The organism is Inquilinus sp. 2KB_23, from assembly GCF_052115705.1.
Taxonomy (GTDB): Bacteria; Pseudomonadota; Alphaproteobacteria; order DSM-16000; family Inquilinaceae; genus Inquilinus; species Inquilinus ginsengisoli_A.
Window position 1 is genome coordinate 120,260 of the sequence record NZ_JBFRHF010000003.1, and the last position, 18,619, is coordinate 138,878.

16 protein-coding genes are annotated in these 18,619 nt (G+C 71.1%); 5 read left to right on the plus strand and 11 right to left on the minus strand.

Annotated elements, in window-relative coordinates; genetic code table 11:
- Window positions 1-5: 5 nt before the first annotated feature.
- Complete coding sequence (locus AB4112_RS04745; RefSeq protein ID WP_309795836.1) at window positions 6-1,304, minus strand: MFS transporter; 1,299 nt, start codon at window positions 1,302-1,304, stop codon at window positions 6-8.
- A gap of 183 nt (window positions 1,305-1,487) precedes the next feature.
- On the opposite strand from AB4112_RS04745, the gene AB4112_RS04750 reads away from it, so the two are divergent.
- From AB4112_RS04750 to AB4112_RS04765, 4 genes are all read left to right on the plus strand, one after another.
- The gene (locus tag AB4112_RS04750) at window positions 1,488-3,002 is read left to right on the plus strand and encodes a serine hydrolase domain-containing protein (protein WP_441717416.1); all 1,515 of its coding nucleotides are present in this window, start codon (window positions 1,488-1,490) and stop codon (window positions 3,000-3,002) included.
- Between the two features lie 189 nt (window positions 3,003-3,191).
- Entirely contained in the window at window positions 3,192-4,052 is an 861-nt protein-coding gene (locus tag AB4112_RS04755; RefSeq protein ID WP_309795840.1) for a DUF1932 domain-containing protein, read from the plus strand.
- A 138-nt stretch (window positions 4,053-4,190) separates the two neighbouring features.
- Window positions 4,191-5,879 carry an amidohydrolase gene (locus tag AB4112_RS04760; RefSeq protein WP_309795841.1) on the plus strand — a complete coding sequence of 563 codons (1,689 nt, stop codon included), beginning with the start codon at window positions 4,191-4,193 and terminating at the stop codon, window positions 5,877-5,879.
- A gap of 145 nt (window positions 5,880-6,024) precedes the next feature.
- Window positions 6,025-6,498: a hypothetical protein gene (locus AB4112_RS04765; RefSeq protein ID WP_309795843.1), complete on the plus strand. Its 474-nt coding sequence runs from the start codon at window positions 6,025-6,027 to the stop codon at window positions 6,496-6,498.
- A gap of 272 nt (window positions 6,499-6,770) precedes the next feature.
- On the opposite strand, the gene AB4112_RS04770 is transcribed toward AB4112_RS04765, so the two are convergent.
- A complete protein-coding gene (locus tag AB4112_RS04770; RefSeq protein ID WP_309795845.1) occupies window positions 6,771-7,004 on the minus strand; it encodes a hypothetical protein in 234 nt (77 codons plus the stop codon).
- 110 nt (window positions 7,005-7,114) lie between these two features.
- Complete coding sequence (locus AB4112_RS04775; RefSeq protein ID WP_309795847.1) at window positions 7,115-9,148, minus strand: FUSC family protein; 2,034 nt, start codon at window positions 9,146-9,148, stop codon at window positions 7,115-7,117.
- 313 nt (window positions 9,149-9,461) lie between these two features.
- Here AB4112_RS04775 and AB4112_RS04780 point away from each other — a divergent pair, with 313 nt between their 5' ends.
- Window positions 9,462-10,472, plus strand: coding sequence for an aldo/keto reductase (locus tag AB4112_RS04780; protein WP_441717419.1), 1,011 nt, complete (start codon window positions 9,462-9,464; stop codon window positions 10,470-10,472).
- 77 nt (window positions 10,473-10,549) lie between these two features.
- Here the strand turns inward: AB4112_RS04780 and AB4112_RS04785 are convergent, their stop codons facing one another.
- From AB4112_RS04785 to AB4112_RS04820, 8 genes are all read right to left on the minus strand, one after another.
- On the minus strand, window positions 10,550-12,244 hold the full coding sequence (locus AB4112_RS04785; protein ID WP_441717421.1) for an AMP-binding protein: 1,695 nt from the start codon (window positions 12,242-12,244) through the stop codon (window positions 10,550-10,552).
- Between the two features lie 90 nt (window positions 12,245-12,334).
- Window positions 12,335-12,697 carry a hypothetical protein gene (locus AB4112_RS04790; protein ID WP_441717423.1) on the minus strand — a complete coding sequence of 121 codons (363 nt, stop codon included), beginning with the start codon at window positions 12,695-12,697 and terminating at the stop codon, window positions 12,335-12,337.
- Window positions 12,698-12,851: 154 nt separating this feature from the next.
- Complete coding sequence (locus tag AB4112_RS04795) at window positions 12,852-13,139, minus strand: hypothetical protein (protein WP_309795855.1); 288 nt, start codon at window positions 13,137-13,139, stop codon at window positions 12,852-12,854.
- A 184-nt stretch (window positions 13,140-13,323) separates the two neighbouring features.
- Window positions 13,324-13,776: a VOC family protein gene (locus tag AB4112_RS04800; RefSeq protein WP_441717425.1), complete on the minus strand. Its 453-nt coding sequence runs from the start codon at window positions 13,774-13,776 to the stop codon at window positions 13,324-13,326.
- Window positions 13,777-13,906: 130 nt separating this feature from the next.
- A complete protein-coding gene (locus AB4112_RS04805) occupies window positions 13,907-14,251 on the minus strand; it encodes an ArsR/SmtB family transcription factor (RefSeq protein ID WP_309795857.1) in 345 nt (114 codons plus the stop codon).
- An 82-nt stretch (window positions 14,252-14,333) separates the two neighbouring features.
- A complete protein-coding gene (locus tag AB4112_RS04810; RefSeq protein ID WP_441717428.1) occupies window positions 14,334-14,819 on the minus strand; it encodes a MarR family winged helix-turn-helix transcriptional regulator in 486 nt (161 codons plus the stop codon).
- 97 nt (window positions 14,820-14,916) lie between these two features.
- Window positions 14,917-16,995, minus strand: coding sequence for a 3-hydroxyacyl-CoA dehydrogenase NAD-binding domain-containing protein (locus AB4112_RS04815; RefSeq protein WP_441717430.1), 2,079 nt, complete (start codon window positions 16,993-16,995; stop codon window positions 14,917-14,919).
- A 158-nt stretch (window positions 16,996-17,153) separates the two neighbouring features.
- Complete coding sequence (locus tag AB4112_RS04820) at window positions 17,154-18,473, minus strand: mandelate racemase/muconate lactonizing enzyme family protein (RefSeq protein WP_441717432.1); 1,320 nt, start codon at window positions 18,471-18,473, stop codon at window positions 17,154-17,156.
- Window positions 18,474-18,619 lie beyond the last annotated feature (146 nt).

Genomic DNA, 18,619 nt, shown 5'->3' on the forward strand with positions numbered 1-18,619 from the left:
GGGGGTCAGCCCGGCAGCGGCGGCATCGCCCTGCGGTGGAGCAGGCGCCCGAACAGCAGGGCGATCACCGCTGCGCCCACCAGGCCGCCCGCGAGGAAGCCCATGCCGGCGGTGAAGCTGCCGGTCGAATCCTTGATCCAGCCCACGGCATAGGGCCCGACGAAGCCGCCGAGATTGCCGATCGAGTTGATCAGGGCGATGCCGCCGGCCGCGGCGGTGCCGCCCAGGAACACCGGCGGCATGGTCCAGAACGGCCCCAGCGTGGCGTAGATGCCGATCGCGGCGACGCCCAGGCACACCAGGGCCAGCACGTTCGACGAGGCGTAGATGCTGCCGATGAATCCGATCGCGCTGAGCAGGGCCGGCAGCGCCACGTGCAGGATGCGCTCGCCGCTGCGGTCGCTGTGGCGACCCCACACCAGCATGGCGCCGGCGCTGACGAGGTAGGGCAGGGCGATGATCCAGCCGGTCTCGACCGTGGTGAAGCCCATGCCCTTGACGATCTGCGGCAGCCACAGCCCGATGCCGTAGAGGCCGATGACGATGCCGAAATAGACCAGGCCCAGCAGCAGCACCCGCAGGTCGGCCAGGGCCGGCCACAGCGCGTGCAGCGGCGGGTGGGCGCTGGCGGCGCGGTCGCCCGCCAGGTCGGCGGTGATGGCGGCGCGCTCGGCATCGCTCAGCCAGGGCGCCCGCGCCGGCCCGTCCGGCAGCAGCGCCAGCACCGCCAGGCCCAGCAGGCAGGCCGGCAGCCCCTCGATGATGAACAGCCACTGCCAGCCCTTGAGGCCGAGCCATTCATGGGTCGACCCGAGGATCAGGCCGGAGACCGGGGCGCCGATCGCGCTGGCCAGCGGCACCGCGGCCATGAACAGGGCGACGAAGCGCGCCCGCCGGGCCGAGGGGAACCAGTAGGTCAGGTACAGGATCATGCCTGGCAGGAACCCCGCCTCGGCGGCGCCCAGCAGGAAGCGCAGGATGGAATAGCTCCAGACCCCCTGGACGAAGGCCATGGCGGCCGAGATCAGCCCCCAGGTCAGCATGATGCGGCAGATCCACAGCCGCGCCCCGACCTTCTCCAGGATGACGTTGCTGGGCACCTCGAACAGGAAGTAGCCGAAGAAGAAGATCCCGGCGCCCCAGCCGAAGACATAGGGCGAGATGCCGAGGTCGGCATTCATGGTCAGGGCGGCGAAGCCGACATTCACCCGGTCGAGGAAGCTGACCAGGTACAAGAGGATCATGAACGGGATGATGCGCAGGCTGACCTTGCGGTACAGCGCATCGCGGTCGATTTCCGGCACGGCGGTTTCCCCCTGGTTTCGACGCTCAGGCCAACCGCCCCGCGACTCTGAGGCCAAGGGTAGGAACAGATGGCCGCCGCGGGGAAGCCAAATCCCCTGATCCCGCTTATAACGGGGCATCATGATTCCGCGACGGCCGGCCCGGTGCCGGCGAAGGCGGGACGGCGGCGGATGGAGGCAGGGATGGCGGGTGGGGAATTGCGCTGGTCGGCGGCGGCGGAGGCCGCAGCCGAGATCGCGGCGGGCTGGGGGCCCGGCGAACCCGGCGGCGGCGTCGCGGTGTTCGACACCCGCGAGATCCGGGCCGAGGCCTGCGGCGGGGTCGAAAGCCTGGCCGGCGGCACCGCCTTCTCCGGCGACACGGTGGTGCGCTACGCCTCGGTCACCAAGCATGTCTTCGCCGCCCTGGCGCTGTGCCGGGACGAGATCGGCCTCGAAGACCCGCTCGGCCGGCTGCTGCCGGCGCTGCAGGGCGACCTGGCGGCGGTCACGGTCGGCCGGGCGCTGGACATGACCGGCGGTCTGCCGGATGCGGGCGAGACGCTGTCGCTGCTCGGCATCCCACAGGGTGCCGCGACCGGGCGTGAGGAGACGCTCGACTTCGTCTGCCGCCTCACCGCGCTGAACTTCCCGGCCGGGCACGAGATCTCCTACTCCAACACCGGCTATCGCCTGGTCGACGGGGCGCTGATGCGCCGGGGCGTCGCCTTCGCCGAGCTGGTCCGCGACCGCATCGCCGAACCGCTCGGCGTCGGCTTCCGCGTGCCGGAGACCTGGGCCGACCCGATCCGCGGCCTCGCCCCCGGCTACTGGAAGGGCGCGGATGGCGCCTGGCAGCTCGCCACCTCCGGCCGCCACCTCTCGGCCTCGGGCTGCCTGACCGGCAGTCTGCATGACCTGGTGCGCTGGCAGCAGGCGGTGCTGGCGGATCGCGGCCCGGGGCAGGGCGTGCTGGCCCGGCAGGGGGCGACGCGGCACCTGGCCGATGGCCGCCCGACCGGCTACGGGCTCGGCCTCGCCTGGTCGCGGCTGGGGCCCCGCCACCTGGTCGGCCATGGCGGGTCGCTGCTCGGCTACAAGACGTATTTCCTGCTGGATCCGGAGACCGGCACCGGCGCCGCCGTGGTCTCGAACCGCGAGGACACGGTCTCGCACGGCCTGGCGCTGAAGCTGATGGCGGCGCTGCTGGGCGAAGCGCTGCCGGAGCGCGGTACCGAGATCCCGGACGGGCTGTATGCGGCCGATCGCGGGCCGGAGTGGCTGGAGGTGAAGGACGGCGTCGCCAGCTTCCTCGGCAGCGGCGAGACGCTGCACCGCGGCGAGGACGGCTGGTCGGTCTCGCTCTCCGCCCATTTCCCGATGCGGCTGCGCTGGGCGGGCGGGGCGGTCGAGGGCGAGATCGGCCACGTCGCCCGCCGCTTCCGTCCGGTCGCGCCGGACGACGTGCTGGACCGGGTGCAGGGCGAATGGTCGTGCCCGGAGTTCCACGCCGATTTCACCATCGCCGGCGACCGGATGGAGATGGGCGTCTGCCCGGCCCGCACCACGGCGCCGCTGGTGCCGCTCGGCGGCAACCGCCTGCTGGCCGAGGCCAAGGACGGACCCTGGCCGAAGCGGATCTGCCTCGCCTTCGACGGCGACGTCGTGCGGCTGGCGCTCAACCGCAGCCGGGTGCTGCGCTTCCAACGGGGCGGGTAGGGGCTGGCCATGGCGCCACTGTCCGTCGAACAGATGCTGCCCGTGGTCGTTCCGGCGGGCGGGGCGCGCGGCTGACGCAACCGAGCCCGCGACACAGCGCGGCTTCCCGGCCCTGGCCGATCGCGCCATGATCGCCGGGTCGGGGCCGGGGAGGGGCGGCCGCCGGCGGACCGATCCGGAGGACATCCGATGAGCCCGACCATTGCCGTGATCGCCCCCGGGGCCATGGGCAGCGGCATCGCCCGCCGCCTGACCGAACACGGCGCCGCCGTGCCGACCCTGCTCGACGGCCGCAGCGCCGCCAGCCGGGCGCGGGCCCAGGCCGCCGGCATGCAGGCGGCCGACGAGGCCGCGGTCGCCGGCGCCGACATCATCCTGTCGATCGTGCCGCCGGGCGAGGCCGCGGCGCTGGCCGAGCGGCTGGCGCCGGCCCTGCGCGCCGCGACGCGCAAGCCGGTCTATGTCGACTGCAACGCGGTCAATGTCGACACGGTCAAGGCCATCGCCGCGATCATCGCGCCGACCGGCAGCGGCTTCGCCGATGGCGGCATCATCGGCATGCCGCCGGTGCCCGGCACCCCTGGGCCGGTGCTGTACCTGGCCGGCCCGGCGGCGAAGGATCTCGGCGTGCTCGCCGGTCTGGGCTTGCGCATCCGCGTGCTCGACGGGCCGGTCGGCGCCGCCTCGGCGCTGAAGATGTCCTATGCCGGCATCACCAAGGGCCTGACCGGCCTGGCCGCGGCGATGATCCTGGCGGCCAGCCGCGACGGTGCGGCGCCCGCGCTGCATGCCGAGCTGGCCGAGAGCCAGCCGCAGCTGCTGGCCCGGTTCGGCAAGGGCCTGCCGGACATGTACGCCAAGGCCTATCGCTGGGTGGCGGAGATGCGCGAGATCGCCGGCTTCCTCGGCCCCGACGATCCCGCCCGGCTGATCTACGAAGGCATGGCCGGGCTGTTTGAGCGGCTGGCCGCCGATGTCGCCGGGGAGAAGCAGGACATCGCGGCGCTGGACGCCTTCCTGGCCATCGGCAAGGCCGACGCGGCGGCCTGACGCCCGACCACAGCGGATAACCCCGGCCGTCTCCGGCACGGCTGCCTTGTCATGTCCCGACGCCGGAGCGGGGCTTGACAGGGCAGGGCAACGGGCAAATGCTTTAAGCATAAAACAAATAGCGGCGAGGGGGATGCCATGGACCTGAGGATCATCGCAGCGGCGGCCTTCTGTCTGGCGGCGGCGTTGCCCCTGTCCGGCCACGCCGCCACGGCGGCGGACGCGGTCTACATCAACGGCAAGGTCTACACCGCCGATGCCGGCGACTCGGTGGTCCAGGGCTTCGCGGTCTCGGGCGGCCGTTTCGTGGCGGTCGGCAGCAATGACGAAATCCGCCGGTTCGTCGGGAAGGACACCCGGCTGGTGGACCTGCAGGGCCATTTCGTCAGCCCCGGCCTGGCCGACGGCCATTTCCACAACGAAGGCGGCGGCAGCGGCATCGACCTGTCGCATGCGCGCAGCCTGCAGGAGCTGCTGACCATCGTCGCCAACGCCGCCGCCGCGGCCGCGCCCGGCACGCTGCTGGTGTCCAATTCGGACTGGCACGAGGCCCAGCTCAAGGAACAGCGCCTGCCGACGGCGGCCGAGCTGGACCAGGCGGCGCCGAACAACCCGGTGGTGCTGGTGCGCGGCGGGCATTCCATCATCCTCAGCGCCGGCGCGCTGAAGACGTTCAACATCACCCCCGACACGCCGGTGCCGGCCGGCGGCCAGATCAGCCGCGACCAGGACGGCGGCCTGACCGGCGAGATCTTCGACACCGCCAAGGCGCTGGTGCCGCTGCCCGCGCCGAAGCCGCTGACGATGGACGACATCGTCGCCACCCAGGCGGCGCTGAACGCCTATGGCATGACCGCGGTGCGCATCCCGGGCTCCTACAAGGGCAACATGCTCGACGCGCTGCGCCTGTGGCGCCAGGCCGCCGCGGACCACAGCCTGACGCTGCGCTACACCGTCTACATGCCGGGCTTCGAGTTCCGCACCGCCCAGCAGGTCGACGACGCCATCGCCAGATGGGGCGTGACGCAGGACGAGGGCGACGATTTCGTGCGGATCGGCGGCATCAAGCTGATCGTCGATGGCGGCTTCGAGGGCGGCCATCTCTCCCGGCCCTACCAGGAGCCCTACGGCAAGGGCGGGACCTATTCGGGCCTGACGGTGTCCCCGCCATCGGCCTATGAGGCGGTGGTGCGGGAGATCAATCGCCGAGGCTGGCGCCCCACCACCCATGCGGTGGGCGATGCGGCGGTCGACGAGGTGCTGACCGCCTATGAGAAGGCGAATGCCGACACGCCCATCGCCGGCAAGCGCTGGGCCATCGAGCACGCCTTCGTGGTGCGGCCCGACCTGGTGGACCGCATGAAGGGGATGAACCTGATGGTCTCCGCCCAGGATCATCTCTATCTCGCCGCGCCGGTGCTCAAGAAGTACTGGGGCTGGGACACGGCCAGCGAGGTGACGCCGCTGAAGACCTTCCTCGATGCCGGCCTGCTGGTGGCGGGGGGCACGGATTCGCCGGTCATTCCGTTCAACCCCTTCTGGGAGCTGTATCATTTCGCCAGCCGCGACACGATTTCCGACGGCGTCTACGGCGCCGACCAGAAGATCGCCTCGCGCGCCCTGCTGCTGCGGCTGGACACCATCAACTTCGCCAAGCTGATCGGCGAGGACGACCACCGCGGCTCGATCGAGCCGGGCAAGCTGGCCGATTTCGCGATCCTGACCGATGATTTCCTGACCGTCCCGGTCGAGAAGATCCAGGCCATGAAGGCCCTGGCGACCTATGTCGGCGGCCAGGAAGTGTACCGGGACCCGAGCTACAGATAGGGCGGGGGTGCGCCTGCGCCACCTCTTCCGCCTGGCGGGAGAGGTGATGCGCGCAGTTGAACTTGACTCATTTGTTCTCTTTATGTTCTAATCGATTCATGAACAACGCCAACATCCGGACCGAGCCTCCATCCGCCGCACCATCATGCTCAAGGCCCGGCTGCGCGAGCAGCAGGAGGAGGCCCGGCGCCAGGCCGAGGACCGCCGGGACGGACGGCAGCGCGAGACGGCCGAGCGCCGCCGCGGGGTCGCCGAAGGCGTGATCCGCGCCATCGACGCCGCCACGCCCAATGACTCCGAGGCCCGCGAGCGGCTGACGGGCGACCTCTGGACCAGGCTCGACCGGATCGACGCCGACCGGGCCGATACCGTCCTGCCGATCGAAATCCTGGTCCGGCGCCTGTGCCGCGCCCTCGGGCTTCTGCCCGACTGGCCGGATCTGCCCGCTGACGAGGCGGAGGCCGCCGGCCTCGCCGCGAAGGCTGCGGTGGTGGGCCGCGGCGCCGCCGGCCTGGGCCTGCCGCGGCGCCCGCCCGGACACCGTCGCTGGAGTCCCCGGCCGGACCGGATACGCAACCCCGATCCCACGCTCCCGCGGAAGCAGACCGATACCAGTTGACCGCTGGGTGCGCGCGCCCTCCCTGCCAAATCCTGCCATGACTGTTTAAGTTACCTCTCCCGCCGTGCGGGAGAGGTCGGAGGCGCTTGCGCCTCCCCCGTCTCCGTCATTGCGAGCGCAGCGAAGCAATCCATGGCACCATGGATTGCTTCGTCGGCTTCGCCTCCTCGCAATGACGAAGAAGGGGCGGTATGCGATCTCTACTACGGTGACAGTGCATTTTTTAGTGAGTTACCCGCCTTCCGTAGATGAGGGGGACTCATGGAAGCCCTTCAGCCTTCTTTCGTTGCCGACCTGGCGTGGGCTGCGGCGATCAGGATTATCGCCACGACATCTTCAAATTCTTCTTTTCCGAGCGGATCCATCTCGTCGTATCGCGATATATTGCCGCCGTTAAACCAGTTGTGAAATTTGCCTATCCGAAACAGCTCATGGGCGCCCGCTTCAACTTCGGATTGAGACGGGCGAAATTTTTCCCATTCTTCTTGAGAGAGTTTCAGGCGCACCGTGTCACCTCGCCATCAAGTTCGTATCATCATCGCATATCTGGGGATATTTGCTTGGCTGGGGGACGCTGCCAGTCCCCTGCCACTCAATCTGCCAACAATCCCGGCCGCTATCCCGGCACCAGATGCTCCGTCGCCGTCCGCAGCAGCAGGACCTCCTGCAGCAGGCGCGACCGTTCCGGGTCGTCGGCCGCGCCGTCCGGCGGTGGCGCCGGGGCGGGCACGGCGCTGCCGCGGCGCAGCGCCTCGGCCAGGGCGGCGGTCTCGGCGCCGATCCACCGGCCGAAATCCGCATCCTCGGCCCGGTCGGCGGCGTCCGGCCGGTGCAGCCAGGCGGTGCCGGCCCCGCCGGCGATCTGGCGGGCCAGCACCAGGATGGTCAGCCCGGCATCCAGCGCCTCGCGCTGCCACCACGCCTCCAGCATGGTCCGGCCGTGCCCGGCCTCGGCATTGCCGCTGGCCAGCCCGGCTTCCCGCCGCGCCGCCTCGATCGCGGCCTCGTTGTCGTCCGGGGCGAAGGCCAGGGCGGCGTAGCGGCCATTGGCCTCGATCGCCGCGGCCAGCAGCGGCCGGAACTGCCGGCCCTCGCGGCTGGGCCACAGCAGCAGCCCGGCCGCCAGGCCGATGGCGCTGCCCAGCACGTTGTACAGCGCGCGCATCCAGGCCAGCGCCGGCTCGCTGGCGCCGGGCTGCGACAGCTCCACCACCAGGATGAACAGCGGGGTCAGGAAGAAGACGAAGATGCCGTAATTGACCTGCCGCATCGCCATGGTCGCGATCGCCAGCGGGAACACCGCGGCGGTCAGGGCCAGCGGCGTGTGCAGCACCAGCCCGAGCAGGGCGGCCAGCCCGCCGCCCAGCACGCTGCCGACCGCGCGCTCCAGCGCCCGCGGCCAGGTCGTGGCCACCGACGACTGCAGCACCAGCACCGTCGCGATCGCCATCCAATAGGCATAGGAGAAGCCCAGCGCGTGGCTCAGCAGCACCGCCGCGGTGGTGGCGACGGCGCAGCGCAGGGCGTGGCGCAGGATCTCGGACCGCAGGCTCAGATGCGCGCGCAGCGGCGCCAGCCCGGCCGCGAGACCGCGGGACACCGCCGCCGCCTCGTCCCGCGCCGGGGCCGGGCGGGCGCTGCCGGTGGCGCGGATCTCCTCGACGATCCGGCCCAGCCCCGCCGCCACCGGTCCCTCCATCCGTGCCGCCAGCAGGGCGAGGCGGTCCAGCGACCGCTGCGGCGCGTCCATCTCGCCAGGACCGGTGTCGAAGGACCGGGCGCGGCGGTACAGCGTCAGCGCCAGGCGGCGCAGCGCCTGCCGTTCCAGCGGCCGCCGCCCATCCGCCGCCGGGCCGGCATGCTGGCGCAGGTCCGACAGGGCGATCAGCTGGCCGAAGATGCGCTCGGCGATATCCAGCGCCACCAGCAGCCGCTCGGCGAAATCGCCCAGGCCGCGCCCGCGCATCGCCCGGCCCAGCGCCGCCCGGGCGGTCTCGATCGCCGCGCGGACCGCCGGGCGGTAGCGCTGCGCGTGCCGGATCCAGTCCAGCGGCGCCGAGCGTGAATCCAGGCGGGCCATGCCGGCGGCCATGGCGGCCAGGCCGCGATAGGTCGCCGCCAGGGCGCTTCGCGCCGGCCGGAACGGGTGGATGCGCCAGATCGACAGGGCCAGCAGCATGGCCCACAGGCAGCCGGCGAGGTGAGTCGCGGCGAATTCGGCCAGGGCGGCCGGGGAGGCCACTTGGTGGTCGATCGCGGTGACGCAGACCACGGTGGCCAGGGCGCCGATCTGCCGCGCCGCGGCGCCATAGACCCCGGCCATGCCGCCGACCAGGGCGCAGGGGACCACGGCGGCCGCGGCCCAGCCCCAGCCTTGCGACGCGGCCGCGGCGCCGATGATCGCGAAGGCGGTGGACATCAGGGTGAAGCCGGCCAGCGCCCGCAGCCGGTCCGGGTTCGGCCCGCCGGGATCGGCCAGGCAGGTCCAGAAGGCGCCGATCGCGGCCCAGGCCAGGATCGGCATCTGCAGCGCGCTGCCGATGGCGACCACGACGGCGCAGGACGCGGCGGCGCGCAGGCCTTCGCCGATGCTGATGCTGCGCGGCGAGATGGCGATGGCGGTGCGGATCAACGAGGGCAGGGCGCTCATCGCTCGGTCGTCGTCTCCATGCTGGCGGCAGGCCGCCGGGTCCGCGCTCCTCCCCATGTTTGACTGATCGCAGGTTAACCTGTCCCGGGATGGATCGCACGGCTGCCTTGCGATCCGCGGGACCCGCAAGCCCGGTGTTTCGGGCCATGATTGCGGTCTGGTTCAGGGCACAGCATTTCAGAACAGCGGCCCATCCCTCATCGTCATTCCCGCGAAAGCGGGAATCTCTATCCGGTCAAAGCGTTGCGAGATCCCGCTTTCGCGGGGATGACGGGTTGGAGAGGGCTGGGAGCCCGCAGACAGGAGACGACCGATGGACTACCGCAATCTCGGGCGCAGCGGGCTGAAGGTCTCGCCGCTCTGCCTCGGCACCATGATGTTCGGCGGGCCGACCGACGAGCCGACCGCGACCCGCATCGTCGACCAGGCCCGGGCGGCGGGCATCAACTTCATCGACACCGCCGACGTCTACACCGGCGGCAGGTCGGAGGAGATCGTCGGGCGGGCGATCGCCACCCACCGGTCCTGGTGGGTGCTGGCGACCAAGCTGGCGAACCCGACCGGCGACGGCCCGAACGACCGCGGCCTGTCGCGCCGCCGCAGCTTCGAGGCGGTGGAGGCCAGCCTGCGCCGGCTGGGCACCGACAGCATCGACATCCTCTACCTCCACAAGGAGGACCCGACCACGCCGCTGGCCGAGACGGTATCGGCGCTGGCCGACCTGATCCGCCAGGGCAAGATCCGCTACTTCGGCGTCTCCAATTATCGCAGCTGGCGGGTGGCGGAGATCTGCCGGCTGTGCGACGAGGCCGGGATCGAGCGGCCGGTGGTCAGCCAGCCCTACTACAACCTGCTGAACCGGATGCCGGAGGTCGAGCACATGCCGGCCTGCGCCCATTTCGGACTCGGCGTGGTGCCCTACAGCCCGCTGGCCCGCGGCGTGCTGACCGGCAAGTACAAGCCGGGCGCGACGCCGGGCGAGGACACCCGCGTTGGCCGCGCAGACAAGCGCATCCTGGAGACGGAATGGCGGCCCGAGAGCCTGGCGATCGCAGCCGAGCTGGCGGAGCATGCGCAGGCGCGGGGCATCACCCCGGGCCAGTTCGCGGTGGCTTGGCTGCTGAACAACCGCATCGTCACCGCCCCGATCGCCGGGCCGCGCACCGAGGAGCAGTGGGCGGACTATGTCGGGGCGCTGGACTACGCCTTCACCGCCGAGGACGAGGCGCTGGTGAACCGGCTGGTGGTCCCCGGCCACGCCTCCAGCCCCGGCTACAACGACCCGGCCTATCCGATCGAGGGCCGGGTGTCGCGGGCGGGGTAGGGCGGAGAGGAAAGTCCGCCATTTTCTATTGTCATGCCACGGCTTGACCGTGGCATGACAAGAAAAAGCAAGCTCTCCTAAGCTGTTGGGGCCGCCTTCAGCCCCAACTCCTCCTCCATCGCCTGGCGCATGCGGAACTTCTGCATCTTGCCGGTGACGGTCATCGGGAAGGCGTCGACGAAGCGGATGTGGCGCGGGATCTTCTGGTGCGCGATCTGGCCGTCGCAGAAGGCGCGGACCTCCTCGGCGGTCAGCGCCGCGCCGTCGCGCGGCCTGATCCAGGCGCACAGCTCCTCGCCGTATTTCGGGTCGGGCACGCCGAACACCTGCACGTCCTGGATCTTGGGGTGGCGGTACAGGTACTCCTCGACCTCGCGCGGATAGATGTTCTCGCCGCCGCGGATCACCATGTCCTTGATCCGGCCGACGATGTTGCAGAAGCCATCGGAATCGATCACCGCCAGGTCGCCGCTGTGCATCCAGCCGGCGGCATCCACCACCTCCGCCGTCTTGTCCGGCTGGTCCCAGTAGCCGCGCATCACCGTATAGCCGCGGGTGCACAGCTCGCCGCGCTGGCCGCGCGGCACGATGCGGCCGTCGGCGTCGACGATCTTGACCTCGAGATGCGGGTGGATGCGGCCGACGGTGGAGACCCGCCGCTCCAGCGGGTCGTCGACCGCGCTCTGGAAGCTCACCGGGCTGGTCTCGGTCATGCCGTAGCAGATGGTGACCTCGCGGATGTTCATCTGACCCACCGCCCGCTTCATCACCTCGATCGGGCAGGGGGAGCCGGCCATGATGCCGGTGCGCAGGCTGGTGACGTCGAACTCGGCGAAGCGGGGGTGGTCGAGCATGGCGATGAACATGGTGGGCACGCCGTACAGCGCGGTGCAGCGCTCCTCCGCCACCGCGGCCAGGGTCGCCAGCGGGTCGAAGCCCTCGCCGGGATAGACCATGGCCGCGCCGTGGGTGACGGCGGCGAGGTTGCCCATCACCATGCCGAAGCAATGGTACAGCGGCACCGGGATGCAGATGCGGTCCTGCTCGCCCAGCGCCAAGCCGCGGCCGACGAAGTAGCCGTTGTTGAGGATGTTGTGGTGGGTCAGGGTCACGCCCTTGGGCGACCCGGTGGTGCCGCTGGTGAACTGGATGTTGGCGGGGTCGTCGAATTGCAGCGTGTCCGCCAGCTGCCGCAGCCGGTCGCGCTCCGCCGCGCCGCCGAACCCGGCGACATCCTCGAACGGGATGGTGCCGGGCGCGGTGCCCCCGATCTGGATGACGATGCGCAGCGCCGGCAGCTTCGCCGCCTGCAGCCTGCCGGGGGCGGCGCCGGCCAGCTCGGGCGCCAGGGTGTTCAGCATGCCGAGATAGTCGCTGGTCTTGAACGCGGTGGCGGTGACCAGGGCCGAGCAGCCGACCAGGGTCAGCGCGTATTCCAACTCGGCCAGGCGGTAGGCCGGGTTGACCGTCACCAGCACCAGCCCGGCCTTGGCGGCGGCGAACTGGGTCAGTGCCCATTCCGCCCGGTTCAGCGACCAGATGCCGATGCGGTCGCCCGGCTGCAGGCCCAGCGCCAGCAGCCCGGCGGCGAAGGCGTCGGCGCGGTCGGCCAGATCCCGCCAGCTCCAGCGGATGCCGAGCGACCGGTCGATCAGCGCCGGTCGGTCGGGCCAGCGCGCGGCGGCGCGGTCCAGCGCCTGGCCGATGGTCTCGCCCAGCAGCGGCGCATCGGCGGTGCCGCTGACATAGCTCGGTGCCGGCTTGCTGCTCATGCGTCCCCCCGGATTCGCGTCGGGTTCCGCCCGACCTTGGCCGGCCCAGTCTAGCGGGTCGCGGCCGGCCCGGGCACGGCTTTCGTGGCGCTAGGCGATGTGCCGGCGGGGGCCCCTCGGCTGGCGCAGGTGCAGGGGCGGGCGGCCGAGCGTCATGTCGAGGTCGCGGTAGCCGCCGATCAGCCGGATGGCGCGGATTCGCAGATCCTCGCTGATGCTGGCGGCACCGGCGTCGATCTCGTCCTCCAGCCGCATCAGCAGGTCTTCGATCTCCTGCAACTGATGCGCGCGGCTGTCGCCGGCCGACTGCCGCTCCGACCGCTTGGGGTCGAGGATCGCGTCATAGAGCGCGTCCAGCCAGGCGATCAGGTCACCGGCGGCGTCGATCGCCGCATCGCTGCCGTCGCTGCGCTGGAACCTGATCGGGGGATCGATCCGGGCGGTGTCGACCATGGCGCTGCCTCCTCCATCCCACGGGGAACATACGGGTCATGCCGCGCTGGCATGTCCGAAAACGGAACGAACCCGCAGGGAGTTCCCCGCTTCTACGCGGCGGAGGCAGCGTCGGTTCACATCATGGCGAGGCAAAGGCCATGAAACGGCGGGATCATTCCATCCAGCCGCGGACGTCGTTGGCGGCCACCAGGGCCTTGTCGAAGGCGCGCAGGTCGAACCGCCGCACCTCTTCCTCCTCGGCCTCGGTCAGGGCGCCGCCGCGGGTCATCTCGGCCTCGGCCGCCTCGTCCTCGCCCTTGCGCAGGCATTCGACCGCGCGCTTCCAGTTCAGCCGCTGCCTCATCGACGGTCCGGCGCCGGTCTGGGCCCAGTCGCGCAGGCCGATGCACAGAGAGGCGAAAAGCAGAAGGCTGGGATCGTTGCTCGAATCCTCGCTCATCAGGCGGCTCCAAACGATGCTGTTCCGGAAAGACATGGGCCGGCGCCCCGCGCGGGCAACCGGATGTCGAGTGAGGGGCCGGATGGTCCGGCCCGTTCGGGAGGGCCTGACCTAGCCCAGCCCCGATGCGGGCGTCAACGCCCGATGCCCTTCACCCGGCCCGGAACAGCATCGCAAGGACGGCTCAGGCGGCTGCCGCCGCCGGCGCCACGGTGATCATCCAGGATACGCCGAAGCGGTCCGCGACCATGCCGAAGCGCGTGGAGAAGAAGCTCGGGGCGATCGGCATCTGGATCTGGCCGCCCTCGGCCAGGGCGGCGAAGATCCGCTCGGCCTCGGCGTCGCTGGCGGTCTCGTAGGCCAGCGAGATGCCCTGGAAGCTCGGCTTGCCCTGGCACATGCCGTCGGAGGCGAACACCTGCGCATTGCCGATGCGGACGCAGGCATGCATCACCTTGTCCCCCATGCTGCCCCCGCCGACGCAACCTTCCTGGGCGGCCGGCATCGGGTTGTCCTTGAAGCGGAGCAGTTGCAGCACCTCGGCGCCGAGGGCGCGCTGGTAGAAGTCCAGCGCCTCGTCGCAGCGGCCATCGAAGAACAGGTAGGGTTTGACCTGCGAAACCGAATTGCCCTGCATGACGTGTCCTCCTCTCTGGTCTGGATGATCCCGGATCGGCTCCCGGAGGGGAGCTCTGTCCCAAGGACGAACCGCGGGGCCGCGATCCGACAGCGCCGCGAATTTTTTTGCGCTCCTGCCGGGACCGGCGTCAGCCCTGGCCGTCCTCCTCCCGCCGGACCTGCTGCAGATAGGCGTCGAGCCGGTCGAGGCTCTGCTCCCAGAAGCGCCGGTACTCCTCGAGCCAGCCGGCCACGTCGCGCAGCGGCGCGGCCTCGAGCCGGCAGGGGCGCCACTGGGCCTCGCGGCCACGGCTGATCAGCCCGGCGCGCTCCAGCACCTTGAGGTGCTTGGAGATGGCGGGCCCGCTCATCTCGAAGGGCTGCGACAGCTCCGTCACCGTGGCCTCGCCCAGGCACAGCCGCGCCAGGATGGCGCGCCGCGTCGGGTCGGCGAGGGCGGCGAAGGTCGAGCTGAGGCGATCGGGCGACATCATTTGATAACCAAACGGTTAGATAACTGTTCGGTTTGGTAGGGCGCGGCAGCGGGGCTGTCAAGCGTGCCTGGACCGAACAGGCCTAGGCGAGGCTGGCGATCAGCTTCCGCAGCAGGGCGTTCAACGCCTCCTGCTCCTGCGGGCTCAGGCCCGACAGCACTTGCTTCTCGTTCTCGACATGGGCGCCGATGGTGTCGTCGATCAGCGTCAGGCCCCTGGCGGTCAGCGCGACCAGTCGGCCGCGCCGGTCGTTGGGATCGGGCAGGCGCTCGACCAGCCCCGCAGCCTCTAGCCGGTCGAGCCGGTTGGTCATGGCGCCGGAGGAGATCATCGCCGCCTCGTACAGCGCGGTCGGCGACAGGGTGTAGGGGGCGCCCGACCGCCGCAGCGTCGCCAGCACGTCGAACTCGCCCGGCTGCAGCCCGGCGCGGGCGAACAGCGGGTTGAGATGGGCGGTCGTGACGATGTGCGCGGCCTGCTGGAGCCGGCCCAGCACCGCCAAGGGCAGCCCGTCGAGCTCCGGTCGCTCCCGGGCCCATTGGGCGACGGCGAGGTCGGCGCGGTCCATGCTATGGCTCCACATCAAGATACTCGATGCGGACCTTAAGCGCTGCCGGACCATTGTGCCAAGCCGGCGTCGTGGCGATTGGAATAAAGGACCAGGGTCACCGCGCGGCCGCCAAATCGGCGAAGCCCTGGCCGGCATCGGCCAGGCGGCGCAGCAGCGGCGCCGGGGCCAGGCTGGGTTCGCCCCGCGCGGCGGCGAAGGCTTCCAGGCGTTCGGCCACGGTGGTCAGGCCGATGCTGTCGGCATAGCGCATCGGGCCGCCGCGCCAGGCCGGCCAGCCATAGCCGTTCAGCCAGATCACATCGATGTCGCCGGGGCGCTGGGCGATGCCCTCGTCCAGGATCCGGGCGCCCTCGTTGATCATGGGATAGACCAGCCGCTCGACGATCTCCTCCGCCGGGATCGTGCGACGCGTGACGCCGAGCCGGGCCGAGACCCGCGCCAGCAACGCCTCCACCTCCGGGTCGCGCACGCCGCTGCGGGCGCCCTCGGGATAGAGGTAGTAGCCGCGGCCGGCCTTCTGGCCCAGGCGCCCGGCCTCGCACAGCGCGTCGGCCACCGGCGCCGTCTGGCCCAGCGCCTTGCGGTTGCGCCAGGCGATGTCCAGCCCCGCCAGGTCGCTGACGGCGAAGGGGCCCATGCGGAAGCCGAAGCCGGTCAGGGCGGCGTCGACCTCATGCGGCAGCGCGCCTTCGATCAGCAGCCGCTCCGCCTCCTGGGTCCGCCGCGCCAGCATGCGGTTGCCGACGAAGCCGCGGCAGACGCCGACCACGACCGGCACCTTGCCCAGCCGGCGGCCGAGGTCGATGCCGGTGGCCAGCACGTCGGGCGCCGTCTTCGCCCCGCGCACCACCTCCAAGAGCCGCATGATGTTGGCCGGGCTGAAGAAGTGCAGGCCGATCACGGAATCCGGCCGAGTAGTCGCCGCGGCGATCCGGTCGACATCGAGATAGGAGGTGTTGGTGGCCAGGATCGCCCCCGGCTTCGCCACCCGGTCCAGCGTGCTGAAGATCTCGGTCTTGAGGTCCATGTCCTCGAAGGCGGCCTCGACCACGATGTCGGCCTCGGCCGCGGCGTCCAACCCGACCTTGCCCGACACCAGGGCGTTGCGGCGGGCCTCCTCCTCGGCCGACAGGCTGCCGCGCTTCACCGCGGACGCATAGGTCTGGGTGATCCGGTCCAGGCCGCGGGCCAGCAGCTCCGCCGTGGTCTCGATCACCGTGACCGGGATGCCGGCATTGGCGAAGCAGACGGCGATGCCGGCGCCCATGGTGCCGGCGCCGATCACCGCCGCCTGGCCGATGGGCCGCGGCGCCGTGTCCTTCGGCACGCCCGCCACCCGCGCGCTCTCTCGCTCGGCGAAGAAGGCGTAGCGCAGGGCCTTGGAGCGGTCGTCGGCGACCAGCTCGACGAAGCGGGCGCGCTCCAAAGCCAGCCCGTCCTCGAAGCTCTCGGTGAAGGTGGCGCGGACGGCGTCGGCCAGGGCGGCGATGTTGGGCAGGGCCGGGTCGCGCTTCAGCGCGGCGGCCGCGGCCTGTTCGAACGCTTCTTGGCCGCCCGCTGCCGACCGGCGGTCCAGGTCGCGGGTCCGGCGGATGGTGCCGGCGGCGGCGAGGTCGTTGGCCTTGGTGATGGCGGCCTGCAGCAAATCGGTCTCGACCACGGCGTCGACGATGCCGAGCTTGAGCGCTTCGGCGGCGGAGGCCGGGGTGCCCTCGGCCATCAGCTTGAAGGCGGGCGCGGCGCCGATCAGGCGGGGCAGGCGCTGGGTGCCGCCGGCGCCGGGGATCAGCCCCAGCTTGACCTCGGGCAGGCCCAGCTTCGCGGCCGGGCCGGCGATGCGGGCGTGGCAGCCCAGCGCCACCTCCAGCCCGCCGCCCAGCGCCGCGCCGTGGATGGCGGCGACGATCGGCTTGGTCACCGCGTCGAAGCCGTTGATCACATCGGGCAGGGAAGGCGGCGCCGGCGGCTTGCCGAATTCGCCGATGTCGGCGCCGGCGATGAAGGTGCGGCCCTCGGCGGCGATGACGATGGCGCGGATATCAGGGTCGGCGGCGGCGCGGCCCACCGCCTCGGCCAGCCCGGCGCGCAAAGCGGCGTCGAGGGCGTTGACCGGCGGGCTGGCGATGGTGACGATCGCGATCCCGTCCTGCGCGGTGATGCGCACCTTGTCCATCGTTCCTCCTTGGCCGGCCCGGATGGCATAGGTCTGCACCGCGCCCATGGCAAGCCCCCGATCTCGCCGACCCTCGATGCCGGGTCGCGCATCCAGCTGGCGGCGGAAGCCGATGGGGTGATCCAGAGCCGGTCCGGCCGTTCGCCACGGCGAACGGGTCAGCCGCGCGACCGGCGCTCGAACCCGACGCGGATACGGTTCCACTCCTCGGTCGGCTGGAACAGGGCGCCGGGGATGCGCAGATGCGCGGCGATGGCCTCCTCGTTCAGCTCGACGCCGAGGCCCGGCGCGTCCGGCACGGTGACGTAGCCGTCGGCCATGTAGTCGGGGTCGAGGCCGGTCACCAGGTCGCGCCAATACGGGATGTCCAGCCCGTGATGCTCGACCGCGACCAGGCCGGAGATGGCGGCGCCGCAATGCACATTGGCCATGAACCCGACCGGGGTGCAGCAGGCGTGCAGCGCCGTGGCCAGGCCGTAGCGCTCGCCGTAATCGGCGATGCGCTTGGTCTCCAGCATGCCGCCGGAGGTCAGCAGGTCGGGGTGCAGGATGTCGAAGGCCCGGGTCTCGATCGGCTCGCGGAAGCCGTCCCACAGATACAGCTCCTCGCCGGCGGCGATCGGGGTCAGCAGCGCGTCGGCGACCTTCTTGTGGCCGGCGAAGTCGTGCCAGGGCAGGGGATCCTCCAGCCAGGCCAGGTCGAAGGGCTCCAGCGCCTGGCCCAGGCGGATCGCCTCGTCGGCGGTCATGTAGCCTTCGCCGAAATGGTCGATGCACAGGGAGATGTCGTTGCCCACCGCCTCGCGCACCGCGCGGACCACGTCGACCGCGGCGGCGATGCCGGCCTGGCCCAGCTTGATGCCGCGCCCGGCGCCCGGCGCGCGCCAGGCCTTGGCGAGGTCGTATTCGTGCAGCGTGGCCTGGCCGACCAGGGCGTTCGGGGCCCCGTTGAAGAAGCGCGGCGGCAGGTCGAACTTGATGAAGGTCAGGCCCAGCGCCTTGCGGCGCAGCACCGCCTCGACATAGCCCTCCGGCGTCATCTGCGCCGGTGCCGGGGTGTCGCCGTAGATGCGGACGCGGTCGCGGTGCTTGCCGCCGAGGAACTGGTGGCAGGGCACGCCATAGGCCTTGCCGACCAGGTCCCACAGCGCGATCTCGATGCCCGAGACGCCGCCGCCCTCGCGGCCCCAGCTGCCGTAGCGGCGCAGGGCGGAGAAGATCATGTCGACGTTGCAGGGGTTCTGGCCCAGCAGCACATGCTTGAACTGCAGCGCGTTCTCGGCGTGGCCGCCGTCGCGCACCTCGCCGATGCCGGACAGGCCCTGGTTGGTGTCGATCCGGATCAGCGGATAATAGCCGCTGCCGGTCACCACCGCGGCCCTGAGGTCGGTGATCCTGAGGTCGCTCGGCCGGGAATGGGTCGACACGGCGTTCTCGACCCTGCCCAGGGCAGCGTCGTCCAGACGTCCGATGGTCATGATGGCGACCCCCGCATCAGTTTGCTTGTCGTTAGGCAATTGGCTATCATCACCAAACAAGTTGCGCAAGGCCGGTTGACGGCGATGTGCCGAACTTGACGGTGGAAGCGCCGTTGCGGCAGAAGGTTCGACCCAAACACGGAACC